The 19098-nt window shown below is 60.2% G+C and carries 15 protein-coding genes; 8 read left to right on the top strand and 7 right to left on the bottom strand.

The window, feature by feature from the left end:
* The first annotated feature begins 106 nt into the window (after positions 1-106).
* Positions 107-994 (top strand): DMT family transporter, encoded by an 888-nt coding sequence (locus tag AB4N91_RS06270; protein ID WP_172792567.1) that lies wholly within the window; start codon positions 107-109, stop codon positions 992-994.
* Between the two features lie 105 nt (positions 995-1099).
* Here AB4N91_RS06270 and prpD read toward each other — a convergent pair whose 3' ends face one another.
* The 6 genes from prpD to AB4N91_RS06240 form a co-directional block, all read right to left on the bottom strand.
* Positions 1100-2584 carry a 2-methylcitrate dehydratase gene (gene prpD / locus AB4N91_RS06265; protein WP_304758224.1) on the bottom strand — a complete coding sequence of 495 codons (1485 nt, stop codon included), beginning with the start codon at positions 2582-2584 and terminating at the stop codon, positions 1100-1102.
* Positions 2585-2759: 175 nt separating this feature from the next.
* Positions 2760-3950 (bottom strand): 2-methylaconitate cis-trans isomerase PrpF, encoded by a 1191-nt coding sequence (gene prpF, locus AB4N91_RS06260; protein WP_010456542.1) that lies wholly within the window; start codon positions 3948-3950, stop codon positions 2760-2762.
* 54 nt (positions 3951-4004) lie between these two features.
* Positions 4005-6602 carry a Fe/S-dependent 2-methylisocitrate dehydratase AcnD gene (gene acnD / locus AB4N91_RS06255; protein WP_010456544.1) on the bottom strand — a complete coding sequence of 866 codons (2598 nt, stop codon included), beginning with the start codon at positions 6600-6602 and terminating at the stop codon, positions 4005-4007.
* Positions 6603-6805: 203 nt separating this feature from the next.
* Positions 6806-7933, bottom strand: coding sequence for a bifunctional 2-methylcitrate synthase/citrate synthase (prpC, locus tag AB4N91_RS06250; protein ID WP_077748190.1), 1128 nt, complete (start codon positions 7931-7933; stop codon positions 6806-6808).
* 151 nt (positions 7934-8084) lie between these two features.
* A complete protein-coding gene (prpB, locus tag AB4N91_RS06245) occupies positions 8085-8975 on the bottom strand; it encodes a methylisocitrate lyase (RefSeq protein ID WP_010456549.1) in 891 nt (296 codons plus the stop codon).
* The gene (locus tag AB4N91_RS06240) at positions 8972-9694 is read right to left on the bottom strand and encodes a GntR family transcriptional regulator (RefSeq protein ID WP_010456551.1); all 723 of its coding nucleotides are present in this window, start codon (positions 9692-9694) and stop codon (positions 8972-8974) included. The genes prpB and AB4N91_RS06240 overlap by 4 nt, the downstream gene beginning before the upstream one ends.
* Before the next feature lie 299 nt (positions 9695-9993).
* On the opposite strand from AB4N91_RS06240, the gene rloA reads away from it, so the two are divergent.
* From rloA to pabB, 4 genes are all read left to right on the top strand, one after another.
* Positions 9994-10530 carry a retropepsin-like aspartic peptidase RloA gene (gene rloA / locus AB4N91_RS06235; protein ID WP_010456553.1) on the top strand — a complete coding sequence of 179 codons (537 nt, stop codon included), beginning with the start codon at positions 9994-9996 and terminating at the stop codon, positions 10528-10530.
* Positions 10531-10535: 5 nt separating this feature from the next.
* Entirely contained in the window at positions 10536-12071 is a 1536-nt protein-coding gene (gene rloB / locus AB4N91_RS06230; RefSeq protein ID WP_154913741.1) for an osmotic stress tolerance membrane protein RloB, read from the top strand.
* Complete coding sequence (locus AB4N91_RS06225) at positions 12071-13057, top strand: alpha-L-glutamate ligase-like protein (protein WP_010456557.1); 987 nt, start codon at positions 12071-12073, stop codon at positions 13055-13057. The genes rloB and AB4N91_RS06225 overlap by 1 nt, the downstream gene beginning before the upstream one ends.
* 239 nt (positions 13058-13296) lie before the next feature.
* On the top strand, positions 13297-14634 hold the full coding sequence (pabB, locus tag AB4N91_RS06220) for an aminodeoxychorismate synthase component I (RefSeq protein WP_077748187.1): 1338 nt from the start codon (positions 13297-13299) through the stop codon (positions 14632-14634).
* A 49-nt stretch (positions 14635-14683) separates the two neighbouring features.
* Here pabB and thrH read toward each other — a convergent pair whose 3' ends face one another.
* The gene (gene thrH, locus AB4N91_RS06215) at positions 14684-15301 is read right to left on the bottom strand and encodes a bifunctional phosphoserine phosphatase/homoserine phosphotransferase ThrH (RefSeq protein ID WP_010456561.1); all 618 of its coding nucleotides are present in this window, start codon (positions 15299-15301) and stop codon (positions 14684-14686) included.
* Positions 15302-15473: 172 nt separating this feature from the next.
* Between thrH and AB4N91_RS06210 the strand changes: the two genes are divergently transcribed.
* The 3 genes from AB4N91_RS06210 to AB4N91_RS06200 all read left to right on the top strand — a co-directional run bounded on the left by AB4N91_RS06210 (position 15474) and on the right by AB4N91_RS06200 (position 19097).
* Positions 15474-16214: a phosphoadenylyl-sulfate reductase gene (locus AB4N91_RS06210; protein ID WP_010456562.1), complete on the top strand. Its 741-nt coding sequence runs from the start codon at positions 15474-15476 to the stop codon at positions 16212-16214.
* Positions 16215-16775: 561 nt separating this feature from the next.
* Positions 16776-18311 (top strand): NCS1 family nucleobase:cation symporter-1, encoded by a 1536-nt coding sequence (locus tag AB4N91_RS06205; RefSeq protein WP_077748186.1) that lies wholly within the window; start codon positions 16776-16778, stop codon positions 18309-18311.
* Between the two features lie 57 nt (positions 18312-18368).
* On the top strand, positions 18369-19097 hold the full coding sequence (locus AB4N91_RS06200; RefSeq protein WP_010456567.1) for an aspartate/glutamate racemase family protein: 729 nt from the start codon (positions 18369-18371) through the stop codon (positions 19095-19097).
* The last annotated feature ends 1 nt before the right edge of the window (position 19098 follow it).

Here is a 19098-nt window from a genome sequence, read left to right as displayed (position 1 = left end):
TTCAATCAGGGATAGACCTATTTGGTAACCGGGTCAATTTCGACGACGAAGGAGCACGATCATGTCCACGGCCCTCAGCGCCTTTTCCAGTATCCGAAAACCGTGGCTGGCCGGAGGGGTCACCAGCGTGCTGTTCCTGATCGTTTGCCTGAGTTGGGGCACGACGTGGCTGGGCATCAAGATTGCCGTCGAAAGTGTGCCCCCGCTGACCGCCGCCGGGCTGCGTTTTCTGATCGCCTTTCCGCTGTTTTTGAGCTTCGCCCTGCTGCGTCGCGAGCCGCTGCTGTTTCCCCGGCAAAGCCGCTGGTTTTTCGTGTTCGTCACCCTGTCGTATTTCAGCCTGCCGTATTACTTGCTCAACTACGGCGAGATGCACGTGTCGTCCGGCCTGACCGCGCTGCTGTTCAGCTGCATGCCGGTGTTCATCCTGCTGTTTTCCGCCGTGTTTCTGCGGCAGAAAATCTACCCTTCGCAAGTGATTGGCATCGCCATCGGTTTTGGCAGTCTGTTCATGATTATCCGCAGCCAGGGGCTGCACCTGGACCATGCCGAATTGTTCGGGGTACTGGCGATTCTGGCGGCGGCGGTCATGCATGCGCTGTGTTACGTCATCACCAAGAAGCAAGGCAGTGCGATCAGTGTGATTACTTACAACACGCTGCCCATCGGCCTGGCCGGTTTGATGCTGTTTGTGGCGGGATTGAGCGTTGAGGCTCCGGTGTTCGAAGACATCACTGCGCGTTCGTGGGGCGCCTTGCTGTATCTGGGACTTGTGGCCTCGGTGGGCGGGTTTATCGTTTACTTTTTGCTGCTCAAACGCTTGAGCCCGATCATTCTGTCGTTCGTGTTTATTATTTTTCCGGTGTTCGCGGTGGTGATTGGCGCGTGGTATGAGGGGCACAGTCTGACCCGGGAGTTGATGGGGTATTCGGCGGTGTTGCTGACCGGGTTTGCCATCACCAAATTACCCGTCGAAAAATGGCTCAAGGGTTGACGCCGGCCGCCCCTGCAGGAGCCAGGCTGCCGGCGAAGGCGTCTTCAAATACGCCTTCGCCAGTAAGTCGGATCGCCGCCCCCCTGTCTTTTGCAGGAATTCGTGTCAGATCACGAACAGGTCGACGAAGCGATTGACCGGGGTTGCCTCCAGCACAGCCTGATCCTTGCACAACGCAAAAATCTCCGCACTGCGCTGGGCGGTGAAGCGCGTCGCCAGGTTGGCCTTGAACTTGTCCTCCAGCAACGGAATGCCATCGGTGCGGCGACGGCGATGCCCGATCGGATATTCCACCACGACCTTCTCGGTGCTGGAGCCGTCCTTGAAAAACACCTGGATCGCGTTGGCGATGGAACGCTTGTCCGCCTCGAGGTACTCGCGGGTGTACTGCGGGTCTTCGACGATGACCATTTTCTCGCGCAATACATCAATGATCGGGTGCGCCGCGTGGAAACTGTCTTCGTACTGCTCGGCGACCAGATTACCGAAAGCCAGCGGCACCGCCGTCATGTACTGAATGCAGTGGTCGCGGTCGGCAGCGTTGGCCAGCGGGCCCACCTTGGAAATGATCCGGATCGCCGACTCGTGGGTGGTGATGACGATTTTGTCGATCTCATGCAGACGATTTCTAACCTGTGGATGAAGCGTCACTGCCGCTTCGCAGGCTGTTTGTGCGTGGAATTCAGCGGGGAAACTGATTTTGAACAGCACGTTTTCCATCACGTAGGTGCCGTATGGGCGGGAGAAGCTGAAGGCGCGTTTGTCTTCGGGCTTGAGCGCCAGATCGTTGTTGGTGTGGCTGAACAATACATCGTAAAAGCCCCACTGCTTCGCCGTCAGCACGCCGGGAATGCCCATCTCGCCACGCATCGCCATGTCCGCCAGGCGCACACCCCGACTGGACGCATCGCCCGCCGCCCAGGACTTGCGCGACCCGGCATTCGGCGCATGCCGATACGTGCGCAGCGCCTGGCCGTCGGCGAAGGCATGGGACAACGCTGACAGCAACTGCTCGCGATTGGCGCCCATGAGTTTGGCGGTGACGGCGGTCGAGGCGACTTTCACCAGGATGACGTGATCGAGCCCTACCCGATTGAAGGAGTTTTCCAGTGCGATCACGCCTTGAATCTCGTGGGCCATGATCATGGCTTCGAGCACTGCGCGAACGGTCAGCGGCGCATCGCCATTGGCCAGGCGCTTTTGCGACAGGTGATCGGCCACTGCGAGAATACCGCCGAGGTTATCGGACGGATGGCCCCATTCGGCGGCGAGCCAGGTGTCGTTGTAGTCGAGCCAGCGCACGATGCAGCCGATGTCCCAGGCCGCCTTGACGGGATCGAGCCGGAATGGGGTGCCTGGCACGCGTGCACCGAACGGGACGATGGTGCCTTCCACGATAGGGCCCAGGTGTTTGGTGCATTCGGGGAAGCGCAGGGCCAGCAGGCCGCAGCCGAGGGTGTCGATCAGGCAGTTGCGGGCAGTGTCGAGCGCTTCAGCGGACTCGATCTTGAAGTTGAGGACGTAATCGGCAATGTCCTGCAGGACGGTGTCGTAGTCGGGGCGGTTGTTCAGGTCGACGTTGGCGCTCATGTTCGATTCACTCTTGAAGTGGTTCGTTGATGGGACCTCGGTTCAGGGATCAATCTCGATGGGTTACAACATTCTTATTGTTGAAATCGGACCTGTAGGAGCCAGGCTTGCCGGCGAAGGCGATCTTGAGGGCGCCTTCGCCGGCAAGCCTGGCTCCTACAGGCGTTAGATGTTGTTAGAAGGAATCGCCCGGCACGCGGACGTAACCTTCCATCAACACCCGCGCACTGCGGCTCATGATGGCCTTGTTCACTTTCCATTCACCGTTCACCAGGCTAGCTTCAGCGCCCACCCGCAAGGTGCCGGACGGATGCCCGAAGCGCACGGCATTGCGTTCGATTCCACCCGCAGCGAGGTTGACCAAGGTGCCGGTAATCGCCGCTGCCGTGCCGATGGCAACGGCCGCCGTGCCCATCATCGCGTGGTGCAATTTACCCATCGACAACGCACGTACCAGCAGGTCGACATCCCCTGCCGCAATGGCTTTGCCGCTGGACGACACGTAGTCCGCCGGCTTTGCCACAAAGGCCACCTTAGGTGTGTGCTGACGCTTGGCCGCTTCGTCCAGGTCCTTGATCAAGCCCATGCGCAACGCGCCATAAGCACGGATCGTCTCGAACATCAGCAGCGCTTTCGGATCGCCATTGATCGCCCCCTGCAACTCGGTGCCGGTGTAGCCAATGTCTTCGGCATTGACGAAAATCGTCGGGATACCGGCATTGATCATGGTTGCCTTGAAAGTCCCGACGCCGGGCACTTCCAGGTCATCCACCAGATTGCCGGTGGGGAACATTGAACCGCCGCCACCCTCTTCTTCCGCGGCAGGGTCCATGAATTCGACCTGCACTTCAGCGGCGGGAAAGGTCACGCCGTCGAGTTCGAAATCGCCGGTTTCCTGCACTTCACCGTTAGTGATCGGCACGTGGGCGATGATGGTCTTGCCGATGTTGGCCTGCCATACGCGCACCACGGCGATGCCGTTCTGCGGAATGCGGCTGGCGTCCACCAAACCATTACTGATGGCGAACGAACCGACCGCTGCCGACAGGTTGCCGCAATTACCGCTCCAGTCGACGAAAGGCTTGTCGATCGAGACCTGACCGAACAGGTAATCGACGTCGTGATCAGCCTTGGTGCTTTTCGACAGGATCACGGTTTTGCTGGTGCTGGACGTCGCGCCGCCCATACCGTCGATTTGCTTGTCGTAGGGGTCGGGGCTGCCGATCACACGCAGCAACAAGGCATCGCGCGCCGGGCCGGGAATCTGTGCCGCTTCGGGCAGGTCTTTGAGGCTGAAAAACACGCCTTTGCTGGTGCCGCCGCGCATGTAGGTGGCGGGGATTTTGATCTGAGGTGCGTGAGCCATGATGGTCCTTTTAGGATCGAGCGGGACCGCAGGGTCCCGCCCGAACTCATCGTGTTAAACGGCAACCGCCGATTCTTCGAGGAAGTCCTGAGCGAAACGCTGCAACACGCCGCCGGCTTCGTAGATCGACACTTCTTCAGCGGTGTCGAGGCGGCAGGTCACCGGCACTTCGACGCGTTCGCCGTTCTTGCGGTTGATCACCAGCGTCAGTTCGGCACGCGGCGTGCGCTCACCGATCACGTCGTAGGTTTCGCTACCGTCGATGGCCAGGGTATGACGGTCGGTGCCCGGCTTGAACTCCAGCGGCAACACGCCCATGCCCACCAGGTTGGTGCGGTGGATGCGCTCGAAACCTTCAGCGGCAATCGCCTCGACACCCGCCAGACGCACGCCCTTGGCGGCCCAGTCGCGGGACGAACCCTGACCGTAATCGGCACCGGCAATGATGATCAGCGGCTGCTTGCGCTCCATGTAGGTTTCGATGGCTTCCCACATGCGCATCACTTTGCCTTCCGGCTCGACGCGAGCGAGAGAACCCTGCTTGACCTTGCCGTTTTCCTGAACCATTTCATTGAACAGTTTCGGGTTGGCGAAGGTGGCGCGCTGCGCGGTCAGGTGGTCACCGCGGTGAGTCGCGTAAGAGTTGAAGTCTTCTTCCGGCAAACCCATTTTCGCCAGGTATTCACCCGCCGCGCTGTCCAGCATGATCGCGTTCGACGGCGACAGGTGATCGGTGGTGATGTTATCCGGCAGCACCGCCAATGGGCGCATGCCCTTGAGCGGACGTGCGCCGGCCAGCGCGCCTTCCCAGTACGGCGGACGGCGGATGTAAGTGCTCATCTCGCGCCAGTCGTACAGCGGCGTGACTTTCGGGCCGGTGTCTTCATGGATGGCGAACATTGGAATGTAGACCTGACGGAACTGCTCCGGCTTGACCGACGCCTTGACCACGGCGTCGATTTCTTCGTCGCTCGGCCAGATGTCTTTCAGGCGGATTTCCTTGCCTTCGGCGTCCAGGCCCAGCACATCTTTTTCGATGTCGAAACGGATGGTGCCGGCGATGGCGTAAGCAACCACCAACGGCGGCGAAGCAAGGAACGCGTTCTTGGCGTACGGGTGAATCCGGCCGTCGAAGTTGCGGTTACCGGAGAGCACGGCGGTGGCGTACAGGTCGCGGTCGATGATCTCTTGCTGGATCACCGGATCCAGCGCACCGGACATGCCGTTACACGTGGTGCAAGCGAACGCCACGACGCCGAAACCAAGTTGCTCCAGCTCAGTCGTCAGGCCGGCTTCGTCCAGGTACAGCGCCACGGTTTTCGAACCCGGCGCCAGGGACGATTTGACCCACGGCTTGCGGGTCAGGCCGAGCTTGTTGGCGTTGCGCGCCAGCAGGCCGGCGGCAATCACGTTGCGCGGGTTACTGGTGTTGGTGCAGCTGGTGATGGCGGCGATGATCACCGCGCCATCCGGCATCTGGCCAGGAACGTCGTCCCACTGACCGGAGATGCCTTGGGCGGCGAGATCCGAGGTGGCGACGCGGGCGTGCGGGTTGCTCGGGCCGGCCATGTTGCGCACGACGGTGGACAAGTCGAACGTCAGGCCGCGCTCGTATTGCGCGCCTTTCAGGCTGTCAGCCCACAGGCCGGTTTGCTTGGCGTAGTTCTCGACCAACTGCACCTGCTCGTCTTCACGGCCGGTGAGTTTGAGGTAGTCGATGGTTTGCTGGTCGATGTAGAACATCGCCGCCGTGGCGCCGTATTCCGGGGCCATGTTGGAGATGGTGGCGCGGTCGCCGAGGGTCAGCGCGGCGGCGCCTTCGCCGAAGAATTCCAGCCATGCGCCGACCACTTTTTGCTTGCGCAGGAACTCGGTCAACGCCAGCACCATGTCAGTGGCAGTGATGCCCGGTTGCAGCTTGCCGGTCAGTTCAACGCCGACGCTTTCCGGCAGACGCATCCACGACGCACGGCCGAGCATCACGCTCTCGGCTTCCAGACCACCGACACCGATGGCGATCACGCCCAGTGCATCGACGTGCGGGGTGTGGCTGTCGGTGCCGACGCAAGTGTCGGGGAACGCCACGCCGTCACGTACCTGGATCACCGGAGACATTTTCTCCAGGTTGATCTGGTGCATGATGCCGTTGCCCGGTGGAATCACATCAACGTTCTTGAAGGCCTTTTTGGTCCAGTTGATGAAGTGGAAACGGTCTTCGTTGCGACGGTCTTCGATGGCGCGATTCTTCTCGAACGCCTCCGGGTCGAAGCCTCCGCGCTCGACGGCCAGGGAGTGGTCGACGATCAACTGCGTCGGCACCACCGGGTTCACTTGCGCCGGGTCACCACCTTGCAGGGCGATGGCGTCACGCAGGCCGGCGAGGTCGACCAGCGCGGTCTGGCCGAGGATGTCGTGGCACACCACGCGAGCCGGGAACCACGGGAAGTCGAGGTCGCGTTTGCGCTCGATGAATTGCTTCAGGGATTCGGTGAGCGTGGCCGGGTCGCAGCGACGTACCAGGTTTTCCGCCAGCACGCGTGAGGTGTACGGCAGAGTGTCGTAGGCGCCAGGCTGGATGGCCTCGACAGCCGCGCGGACGTCGAAGTAATCCAGATGGCTGCCGGGCAGCGGTTTACGGAATTCAGTGTTCATCGTCAGGACTCGGTCACGGTAGTTTCAAAAGGTGGGGCCTGGCACAGCACCTGAAATGCACACAATCCACTGTAGGAGTGAGCCTGCTCGCGATAGCGGTCAATCAGTCGACATCCATTTTGAATGTCAGTCCGTCATCGCGAGCAGGCTCGCTCCTACAGGGATCTGCGTAGAGTTCAGATCCCGGTGCAGGCCTTCACCATTCAGCGTTGTTCGATTGGCACGAACTTGCGCTGTTCGACGCCGACATACTCGGCGCTCGGGCGGATGATGCGGTTGTTGGCGCGTTGTTCGAACACGTGCGCCGCCCAGCCGGTCAGGCGCGAGCAAACGAAGATCGGTGTGAACAACTTGGTCGGGATGCCCATGAAGTGGTACGTCGACGCATGGTAGAAGTCGGCGTTCGGGAACAGTTTCTTCTGTTCCCACATGGTCGCGTCGATGGCTTCGGAAACCGGGAACAGCACGGTGTCGCCCACTTCTTCAGCGAGTTTTTTCGACCAGCCCTTGATCACTTCGTTACGCGGATCGTTGTCTTTATAGATCGCGTGGCCGAAGCCCATGATCTTGTCCTTGCGCGCCAGCATGCCGAGGGTGCCCTCGACGGCCTCTTCAGGCGACGAGAAGCGCTCGATCATTTCCATCGCCGCTTCGTTGGCGCCGCCGTGCAGAGGGCCGCGCAACGAACCGATGGCCGCGGTGACGCAGGAATACATGTCCGACAGCGTCGAGGCGCACACCCGTGCGGTGAAGGTCGAGGCGTTGAACTCGTGTTCCGCGTAGAGGATCAGCGAAACGTTCATCACTTTGACGTGCAAATCGCTCGGTTTCTTGCCGTGCAGCAAGTGCAGGAAGTGGCCGCCGATGGATTGTTCGTCGCTCACGCAGCTGATGCGCTTGCCGTCATGGCTGAAGCGATACCAGTAGCACATGATCGCCGGGAACGCGGCCAGCAGGCGGTCGGTCACGTCGTGTTGTTCGGAGAAGTCTTTCTCCGGCTCGATGTTGCCCAGGAACGAGCAACCGGTACGCATCACGTCCATCGGGTGGGCGTCGGCAGGAATGCGTTCCAGCACTTCTTTGAGCGCTTGCGGCAGGTCGCGCAGCTTGCCCAGTTTGCTGATGTAAGCGGCGAGTTGTGCCTTGGTCGGCAATTCACCGTAAAGCAGCAGATAAGCCACTTCTTCGAATTGCGCGTCGGCCGCCAGTTCGCGAACGTCGTAGCCGCGATAGGTCAGGCCTGCGCCCGATTGGCCCACGGTGGACAGAGCGGTTTGCCCGGCAACCTGGCCACGGAGCCCGGCGCCACTGAGTACTTTTGCTTCGGCCATTGCTGTCTCCAGTTTTTCTTGAATTTGTCAGGGAAACTTGTAGGAGCGATGCTTGCTCGCGAAAGCGCTGATCAGACGACATTAATGTGAATGTCAGTGCGTCTTCGTCGGATCGCCGCCCAGAGCAAGCTTCGCTCCTACAGGGCTTTCGTTACTTCTTCGCGGCAAACAACGCATCGAGCTTCTGCTCGAAGGTGTGGTAGTCGATGCGATCGTAGAGCTCCATGCGGGTCTGCATGGTGTCGATCACGTTCTGTTGCGTGCCGTCGCGACGGATTGCGGTGTAGACGTTTTCCGCCGCCTTGTTCATCGCGCGGAAAGCGGACAGCGGGTACAGCACCAGCGACACATCGGCAGCGGCAAGTTGCTCGGTGGTGTACAGCGGCGTCGCGCCGAATTCGGTGATATTGGCCAGGATCGGCGCTTTCACGCGGTTGGCGAACAGCTTGTACATGTCCAGTTCGGTGATGGCTTCCGGGAAGATCATGTCGGCGCCGGCTTCGATGCAGGCGGCGGCGCGATCCAGCGCGGATTCCAGACCTTCCACTGCCAGGGCGTCGGTGCGAGCCATGATCACGAAGCTGTCATCGGTACGCGCATCGACGGCGGCCTTGATCCGGTCGACCATTTCCTGCAGCGACACGATCTCTTTATTCGGACGGTGACCGCAGCGCTTGGCGCCGACCTGATCTTCAATATGAATCGCCGCCGCGCCGAACTTGATCATCGACTTGACGGTGCGCGCGACGTTGAACGCCGAGGAACCGAAACCGGTGTCCACGTCCACCAGCAGCGGCAGGTCGCACACGTCGGTAATGCGACGCACGTCGGTCAGCACGTCATCCAGGCCGGTGATGCCCAGGTCCGGCACGCCGAGGGAGCCGGCAGCCACCCCGCCACCCGACAGGTAAATGGCCTTGAAACCGGCGCGCTTGGCCAGCAGCGCGTGGTTGGCGTTGATCGCGCCGACCACTTGCAGCGGATGTTCGCTGGCGACCGCATCGCGGAAACGCTGGCCTGGAGTGCTCTTGTTGGAACTCATGACTCACCTCGTTCAGTGGCTGTCTGGTTAGCGCCGTCCTGGTAGTGACGGGCGATATTGCGTTTGGAGGCGCCGATGTGACGGCGCATCAACAACTCGGCTAGCTCACCGTCACGGTCGGCGATGGCGTCGAGAATTCGGTGGTGCTCGGCAAAGGCCTGGTGCGGGCGATTGGGCGTGGTGGAAAACTGGATGCGGTACATGCGCACCAGCTGGTAGAGCTCGCCGCACAGCATCTGCGTCAGGGTGCGGTTGCCGCTGCCCTGGATGATCCGGTAGTGGAAGTCGAAGTCGCCTTCCTGCTGGTAATAGCCAACGCCGGCCTGAAACGCCTCATCGCGCTCGTGGGTTTCGAGGACACGGCGCAGTTCGTCGATTTCTTCGACGGTCATGCGTTCGGCCGCCAGCCGACAGGCCATGCCTTCGAGGGATTCGCGAATCTCGTAGAGCTCCAGCAGCTCGGCATGGCTAAGCGAAACCACCCGCGCCCCGACGTGCGGTACGCGGACCAGCAGGCGCTGGCCTTCCAGTCGATGGATCGCCTCGCGCAACGGCCCGCGGCTGATGCCGTAGGTGCGCGCCAGCTCCGGCTCGGAGATCTTGCTGCCCGGGGCGATCTCGCCTTTGACGATGGCCGCCTGAATGCGGCGGAAGACGTTTTCGGAAAGCGTCTCCGATTCGTCTTGCGTAACCACCGGGGGATCGAGTTGATCCAGCATATTGTCGACACCTTGAAAGCCAATGCCGCAAAAACTAGCGAAAACAGCCGCAACAGTCAAAGGATAAATAGGTATTGTCGACAATCGTCTAATAACCGACTGCACCACAACAAGGCAGCCCTTCTGTTTATAGCCCCCCGCCAGCGCTGGCGCCATAAACCCACCGTGCTAGAATGCCGCCCGCATTTGTCTGTGACATCTGCACGGCTTGTCATAAATAGTTGATAGGCATACGAGGGAGCTTGCGCAGCGATGCCAGGGCCTTGAATTGAAGTACGGACCGCTGCGCACCAGGATTTATGAGACTCAAGCCCCTCCCGACATTCCTTTATCTTCTTTGCCTGCCCGGTTTCGCCGTGGCGGGGGAAAAGACCGTGTACGGCCTCAACGAGTATGCTTCCCTGGATGGCATCAACCTGGAAGTCGCCGCCAAACTCGACACCGGGGCGAAAACAGCGTCCCTGAGTGCCCGCGACATCAAACGTTTCAAACGCAATGGCGAGTCCTGGGTGCGCTTCTATCTGGCCATCGACGCAGCGCATTCGCACCCCATCGAACGGCCACTGGCCCGCGTCAGCAAGATCAAGCGTCGTGCCGGCGACTACGACCCGGAAGAGGGCAAGAAGTACACCGCCCGTCCGGTGATCGAGCTGGATATCTGCATGGGTTCGGCTTTACGCAGTATCGAAGTGAACCTAACCGACCGTAGCGCCTTCCAATACCCGCTCTTGATCGGCTCCGAAGCGCTGAAACGCTTCGACGCGCTGGTCGACCCCAGTCTTAAATACGCTGCTGGCAAACCCGCCTGCGCCACCGACGCACATACCGCAGAGTAATTCCAATGCGCGCTCTTACCCTCCATCTGAAACTGCTGATCGCCATCCTGGTGGTGCTGGGCATTTCAGTTACGGCCTATCAGATTTTCGTGCTCGGCATTCCCGTGACCGAGGACGCCACCGACGACTTGTGGAATATCGACGCCAAGGTCGAGTTCGTCGCCAGTGCCAAAGACCCGGTCAAGATCCAGATGTTCGTGCCGCCGCTGAGCCGCGACTACGTCAGCCTCAACGAGAGTTTCATTTCCAATAACTACGGCGTCGCCGTGAACCGCGTAGATGGCAACCGCAAGGTGACCTGGTCGGCGCGCCGGGCCAAGGGCAACCAGACCCTTTATTACCGCCTGGTGCTGACCAAGCGCTACACCGGCGAAAAATCCAAGGTCAAGGGCCCGACCTTCCGCGACAGCATCGCCGTCGAAGGTGCGGAAAAAATCGCCGCCGAAGCCCTGCTCGCGCCGATCCGCCAACACTCGGCCGACGTCGAAACCTTCATCGGCGAAGCCATCAAGCGTGTCAACAATCTCAACGATGACAACGTGAAGCTGTTGCTGGGCGGCGATCCTTCCACCGGGCACAAGGCGAAAATCGTCGAGCTGGTCCTGTCCATCGCCCACGTGCCGGTGGAAAAGGTCCACACCATCCGTCTGGTGGCCGATCAGCCGCAAACGCCGGAACTCTGGCTGCGCAGCTTCAACGGCACCGACTGGCTGTACTTCAACCCGGAAACCGGCGAACAAGGCCTGCCGTCCGACCGCCTGCTGTGGTGGACCGGCGACGAGAACCTGATCACCGTCGATGGCGGCAAGAAAGCCAACGTGACGTTCAGCCTGAACAACAGCGAAATGAACGCGATTCGACTGGCCAAGCTGACCGACGAAAACACCGACGCCAACTTCCTCGAATACTCGCTGTACGGTTTGCCCCTGCAAACCCAGCAGACCTTCATGATCATGGTGATGATCCCGATCGGCGTGCTGGTGATCCTGATCCTGCGTAACCTGATCGGCCTGCAGACCCTCGGCACCTTTACCCCGGTGCTGATCGCCCTCGCCTTCCGCGAAACCCAGCTTGGCTTCGGCATCGTGCTGTTTACGGTCATCACGGCGCTCGGGCTGTCACTGCGCTCCTACCTTGAACACTTGAAGTTGCAGATGCTGCCGAGGCTGTCGGTGGTGCTGACCTTCGTGGTGGTGCTGATCGCGGCGATCAGCCTGTTCAGCCATAAACTCGGCCTGGAACGCGGGCTGTCGGTGGCGCTGTTCCCGATGGTGATTCTGACCATGACCATCGAACGCCTGTCGATTACCTGGGAAGAACGCGGTTCCGGGCATGCGATGAAAGTGGCGATCGGCACGCTGTTTGCCGCCTCCCTGGCGCACCTGATCATGAGCGTGCCGGAGCTGGTGTACTTCGTGTTCACCTTCCCGGCGATCCTGCTGATCCTGGTGGGTTTCATGCTGGCGATGGGGCGTTATCGCGGTTACCGCCTGACTGAACTGGTGCGCTTCAAGGCTTTCCTCAAGAAGGCTGACTCTTGATGTTCGGCTTCTGGAAGACCTGGAAGGCCCTGGAAGCCCGGGGCATCATGGGGATCAATCGGCGTAACGCGGACTACGTGCTCAAGTACAACAAGCGCAGCCTGTACCCGATTGTCGATGACAAGATCATCACCAAGGAACGCGCGATCGCCGCCGGTATTCATGTGCCGGAACTGTACGGCGTGATCTCCACCGAGAAGGAAATCGATAACCTCGACAAGATCATCGGCGGGCGCACCGACTTCGTGATCAAACCGGCCCAGGGCGCGGGCGGCGACGGCATCATTGTGGTTGCCGACCGTTTCGAGGGCCGCTATCGCACGGTGTCCGGCAAGATCATCAGTCATGAGGAGATCGAGCACCATGTCTCCAGCATCCTCACCGGCCTGTATTCCCTGGGCGGTCACCGTGACCGCGCACTGATCGAATACCGCGTGATCCCGGACCAGATCTTCAAAAGCATCAGCTACGAAGGCGTCCCGGACATTCGCATCATCGTGTTGATGGGCTATCCGGTGATGGCGATGTTGCGCCTGCCGACGCGCCAGTCCGGCGGCAAGGCCAACCTGCACCAGGGCGCCATCGGCGTCGGCGTCGACCTCGCAACCGGGCAAACGCTGCGCGGCACCTGGCTGAACAACATCATCACCAAACATCCGGACACCACCAACGCGGTGGACGGCGTGCAACTGCCCTACTGGGACGGTTTCATGAAACTCGCTGCCGGCTGTTATGAGCTGTGCGGGCTGGGCTACATCGGTGTCGACATGGTGCTCGACCAGGAAAAAGGCCCGCTGATTCTTGAGCTCAATGCCCGGCCCGGGCTAAACATCCAGATTGCCAACGATTGCGGCCTGACGCTGCGCACTCATGCGGTTGAAGCGCGGCTGGAAGAGCTGAAAGCGCGCGGGGTTGTTGAGTCGGTTCAGGAGCGGGTCGAGTTTGTTCAGGAGATGTTTGGGCATATTCCTGCCGTCGAAGGCTGATCCGAAACCGAGTCGCTGCCTTCGCGGGCAAGCCTCGCTCCTACAGATCTAGCGTCGTTCACATTCTCGGCGAACGGCACAAACCCGTAGGAGCGAGGCTTGCCCGCGAAGACTGACTAACAGTCACCAAACCTCGCAACCCTGTCCCCAATCTGCCAATCCCCGACATCCCCTCTAGGAGCAAATCCTGCAGAGGACTACAATCGCACCCCCGCCTCGATGGCTGATCTGCCCCGCCCATGTTGACCTGTTCCGTACACCCGCTGCCCTATCGCGCCAACCCCGCCGAGTACTTCGCGGCGATTCGTCATGCCCCCGGTGCCGTGCTGCTCGACAGCGGCCGGCCCACCGCTGATCGCGGGCGTTATGACCTGCTCAGCGCCTGGCCGCTGCAGCAAATAGCAGTATTGCCTGACGAAAGTGGCAGCGATTTCCTGCAACGCCTTCGCGACCATCTGGCACGACTGGGTGAAGCGGCAGTCTCCGATGAACTGCCATTCGCCGGCGGGCTGATCGGTTATCTGAGTTATGACTTCGGACGGCATCTTGAACACCTGCCGAGCCAGGCGCAGGACGACCTGCAATTGCCGGATGCGCGTTTCGGGCTGTACGACTGGGCATTGATCAGCGATCACCAGTTGGCTACCAGTCAACTGGTGTTCCACCCGACACTGATCGACAGCGAGCGCCAGCGCTTGATCGCCTTGTTCAGTCAGCCTGCGGTTGAGCCGATCGAGCCGTTCAGTTTGAAAGCCCCGATGAAGGCCGACCTGAGCGCTGACGAGTATCGCCACGCACTTGAGCGCATTCAGCAGTACATCCAGGCGGGCGATTGTTATCAGGTGAATTTCGCCCAGCGCTTTCGTGCGCAATGTGCGGGTGATCCGTGGGCCGCGTATATCGCGCTGCGGGCCGCGTGCCCGACACCGTTTTCCGGTTTCCAGAGCCTGCCCGACGGCGGCGCGGTGTTGAGTCTGTCGCCTGAGCGCTTCGTCAAAGTCAGTGAACGTCATGTGGAAACCCGCCCGATCAAAGGTACCCGTCCGCGTGGCCTGACGGCTGCCGAAGACGCCGCGAACGCTGCCGAACTGCTGGCCAGTCCCAAGGACCGTGCCGAGAACCTGATGATCGTCGACCTGCTGCGCAACGACCTCGGTCGCACTTGCCGCATCGGCTCGGTGCGGGTGCCGGAGTTGTTCAGTCTGGAAAGCTATCCGAATGTGCATCACCTGGTGAGCAGCGTGACCGGCGAACTGGCGGATGACCGGGATGCGCTGGATCTGATCGCTGGCAGTTTTCCGGGCGGATCGATTACCGGTGCACCGAAGATTCGCGCCATGCAGATCATCGACGAGCTGGAGCCGACCCGTCGTGGGTTGTACTGCGGCTCGTTGCTGTACCTGGACGTGCGCGGCGAGATGGACAGCTCCATCGCCATTCGCAGCTTGCTGGTCAAGGATGGGCAGGTGTGCTGCTGGGGCGGTGGCGGGATTGTCGCGGACTCGGAATGGCAGGCGGAGTATCAGGAATCAATTACCAAGGTGAAGGTTCTGCTCGACACCCTGCAAAACCTTTGATTCCGGGCTTTTGTGGCGAAGGAGCTTGCTCCCTCGCCACAGGTTGTGTTTACAGACTTAAGGCCCGATTCGAAGCCTTGATGAACTCCTGCTTCAAGTCCTCAAAGGTATGCACCGCCGGGAACTGCGGAAACTCGCGAATCACATTATCCGGCGCATGAAACAGAATCCCCGCATCCGCCTCACCCAGCATGGTGGTGTCGTTGTAGGAATCCCCTGCCGCAATGACCCGATAGTAAAGACTCTTGAACGACAGAACCGACTGCCGCTTCGGATCTTTCTGACGTAACTGATAGCTCGTCACCCGTCCCGAATCGTCGGTGATCAAGCGATGGCACAGCAAGGTCGGGAAGCCCAGTTGACGCATCAGCGGCTGGGAAAACTCGTAGAACGTATCCGACAGAATCACCACCTGAAACCGCTCACGCAGCCAGTTGACGAACTCGATAGCGCCGTCCAGCGGCTTCAGCGTGGCGATCACTTCCTGGATGTCAGTGAGTTTCAAGCCGTGCTCGTCGAGAATCCGCAGGCGCTGCTTCATCAGCACGTCGTAGTCGGGAATGTCCCGGGTGGTCGCCCTCAGGGATTCAATACCGGTTTTTTCAGCGAACGCGATCCAGATTTCCGGGACCAGCACACCTTCGAGATCCAGACAGGCAATTTCCACAAGACACTCCCATTTGTATTGATTATTGAGTCGAGCGAGTAAAAGACTGCCGAACTCTAGCGACTCAGGCTGCCCCGCGCAACGCACAGGGCGCGCCCGCCGCCGCAGGATTTTGTTACCATCAGCCCCATATAGAGCGCCCAGCGCCACCGACCTGTAGGAAGCCGCCCTGATGAGCCCATCGTTCGATGTTGTGGAACTCGCCACGACCTATGCCAACAAATCCGCCCAGGACATCCTGAAACTTGCGTTTGCCGAGTTTGGCGATGACCTGTGGATATCTTTCAGCGGCGCCGAAGACGTGGTGCTCGTGGACATGGCCTGGAAGCTGAACAAGAACGTCAAAGTGTTCAGCCTCGACACCGGTCGCTTGCACCCGGAGACCTACCGCTTCATCGATCAGGTGCGCGAGCACTACAAGATCGACATTGAGCTGGTGTCCCCGGACTACACGAAACTGGAGCCGTTCGTGAAGGAAAAAGGCCTGTTCAGTTTCTACAAGGATGGCCATGGCGAGTGCTGCGGCATCCGCAAGATCGAACCGCTGCGTCGCAAACTGTCGGGCGTGAGCGCCTGGGCCACCGGCCAGCGTCGGGACCAGAGCCCGGGTACCCGCAGCGCCGTAGCGGTGATGGAAATCGACACCGCGTTTTCCACCCCGGAACGCACCCTCTACAAATTCAACCCGCTGGCGCAGATGACCAGCGAAGAGATCTGGGGTTACATCCGCATGCTCGAACTGCCGTACAACAGCCTGCACGAACGCGGCTTCATCAGCATTGGCTGCGAACCCTGCACCCGCCCGGTGCTGCCGAACCAGCATGAACGTGAAGGCCGTTGGTGGTGGGAAGAGGCGACGCAGAAAGAATGCGGGCTGCATGCGGGGAATATCATCAGCAAGTCCAAGGCCTGAGCCCGAGCCGGGTGAATTCCCCTGTGGGAGCGAGCCTGCTCGCGATAGCGGTGTAACAGTCAACAATACTGTTGAATGCCCCGGCAAGCCGGTCTCACTCCCGCAGGATTAGTGTTCTGTTTTATAAATGTGTACACACGAATGTCACCATAGGTGCCATTTATGTGTGCACTTTTGTTTTCTGCGCCCCAAAAAGTTACACCCTTTTTCCTGACTTCCCCAGTCGAGTTTTCCCACCTCCTCCGACGAAAAATAAAAACCTATTCAACCGGTCAATTTATATCGCCTTTTTTTCAGTCACTTATCGTGGTCCATCAACAAAACGAAATGAGAACCTATTTTTATAGATCGGTAGCTGGCATGGATCTGGCTTAAGTGCATACATGTTTTGTATACAATCAACTCAAAACATACACACACTTAGATCCGCAAGCCTGAAGCGCCCTATCCCGTACAGGCTGCAGATGCCCCGTAACCAATGATGCTTTTGCCCGCGACGAAGATTTGTCGAGCTCACGCTCATGCACAGTCATCGCGACGCCAAGCTCGGAGCCTGCCGGAATGCGTACTAGCCTCTCCAATAACAACATCGCGCTGGATCTGCCCTCCTTTCCACCCACCGCTCAAGATCAAACTGTTCAAGAACCCGTGGTGCTCAGCCCGCGCCTGCACAACAAGGACCTGGCGCCGACCAAGGCCGAAGGCCGACGCTGGGGCCGCTACAGCATCTTCGCCCTGTGGACCAACGACGTTCACAACATCGCCAACTATTCCTTCGCCATTGGCCTGTATGCGCTGGGTCTGGGTGGCTGGCAGATTCTGTTGTCCCTGGGGATCGGCGCGGCGCTGGTGTATGGCTTCATGAACCTTTCCGGCTACATGGGGCAAAAGACCGGCGTGCCGTTTCCTGTCATCAGCCGGATCAGTTTCGGTATCCACGGGGCGCAAATTCCTGCGTTGATCCGCGCCATTATCGCCATCGCCTGGTTCGGCATTCAGACGTACCTGGCGTCCGTAGTGTTTCGCGTGCTGCTGACGGCGGTGCATCCCGGCTTCGCCGACTACGACCACAACTCGATCCTTGGTCTGTCGAGCCTGGGCTGGGTATGTTTCGTGGCGATCTGGCTGGTGCAACTGGGCATCCTCGCCTACGGCATGGAAATGGTACGGCGCTATGAAGCGTTCGCCGGGCCGGTGATTCTGCTGACCGTCGCCGCGCTCGCCGCCTGGATGTACACCCAAGCCGACGCAACCATCGCCTGGTCGATCCGCGAGCCGCTGACCGGTGGTGAGATGTGGCGCAATATTTTTGCCGGCGGCGCATTGTGGCTGGCGATCTACGGGACGTTGATCCTCAACTTCTGCGACTTCGCCCGTTCATCGCCGTGCCGCAAAACCATCAAGGTCGGAAATTTCTGGGGCTTGCCGGTGAATATTCTGGTGTTCGCGGCCATCACCGTCCTGCTTTGTGGTGCGCAATTTCAGATCAATGGCCGGATCATCGAAAGCCCGACTGAAATCATCGCCTCGATCCCCAACACCTTCTTCCTGGTGCTCGGCTGCCTGGCGTTCCTGATCGTCACCGTAGCGGTGAACATCATGGCCAACTTCGTCGCCCCGGCGTTCGTGCTCAGTAACCTGGCGCCTAAATACCTGACCTTCCGCCGCGCCGGGCTGATCAGCGCAACCATCGCGGTGCTGATCCTGCCGTGGAACCTCTACAACAGCCCACTGGTGATCGTGTATTTCCTGTCCGGCCTCGGCGCCCTGCTAGGCCCGTTGTACGGCGTGATCATGGTCGACTACTGGCTTGTACGAAAAGGTCAGGTCAACGTGCCGCAGTTGTACAGCGAAGACCCCAACGGCGCTTATTACTACAGCCGCGGGGTCAATTTACGCGCCGTAGCGGCGTTCATTCCTGCCGCATTGATTGCCATCGTCCTGGCGCTGGTGCCGGGCTTCCACCTCGTTTCACCGTTCTCGTGGCTGATCGGCGCCGGGATTGGCGCAATGCTCTACCTGATCATCGCCAAGCGACAGCCCCATTACGCCGACGTCAGCGGTGAAAGCATCGCAGTCGACAACGTCTGCCACTAATCCACTCGCGGCCCGCCAGCGCCGGGCCGCAGAACCGCCCTGCAATAAGGACTACTCATGCGAATTCTCGTGGTCAACGTCAACACCACCGAATCCATCACCCAGGCCATCGCCCGATCCGCCCAGGCGGTGGCCGCGCCGGGAACGGAAATCGTCGGCCTGACGCCCTACTTCGGCGCCGACTCCATCGAAGGCAATTTCGAAAGTTATCTGGCCGCCATCGCCGTAATGGACCGGGTCATGGCCTACGACCAGCCCTTCGATGCTGTGATCCAGGCCGGCTACGGCGAACACGGTCGCGAAGGCTTGCAGGAATTGCTCAACGTGCCGGTGGTGGACATCACCGATGCAGCGGCCAGTACGGCGATGTTCCTCGGCCATGCCTATTCGGTGGTCACCACCCTGGACCGCACCGTGCCCCTGATCGAGGACCGGCTAAAACTGTCGGGGCTGTGGGACCGCTGCGCGTCGGTGCGGGCCAGTGGTCTGGCGGTGCTGGAACTGGAATCCGATCCGCAACGGGCGCTGGAGGCGATTGTCCGTCAGGCGGAACTGGCGGTGCAGGAAGACAAGGCCGAAGTGATTTGCCTGGGCTGCGGCGGCATGGCCGGGCTGGATGAACAGATTCGCCAGCGCACCGGGGTTCCGGTGGTGGATGGCGTGACGGCGGCGGTGACCATTGCCGAATCGCTGGTGCGATTAGGGTTGTCCACTTCCAAGGTGCGGACGTATGCGACGCCACGGCCAAAGAACATTATTGGTTGGCCGGGGCGGTTCGGGCGGTAGA

The sequence above is a fragment of the Pseudomonas sp. H3_D04 genome (genome assembly GCF_054669175.1).
The sequence above is the reverse complement of the archived record's forward strand: the minus strand, read 5'-3'. Positions and strand labels throughout refer to the sequence as shown.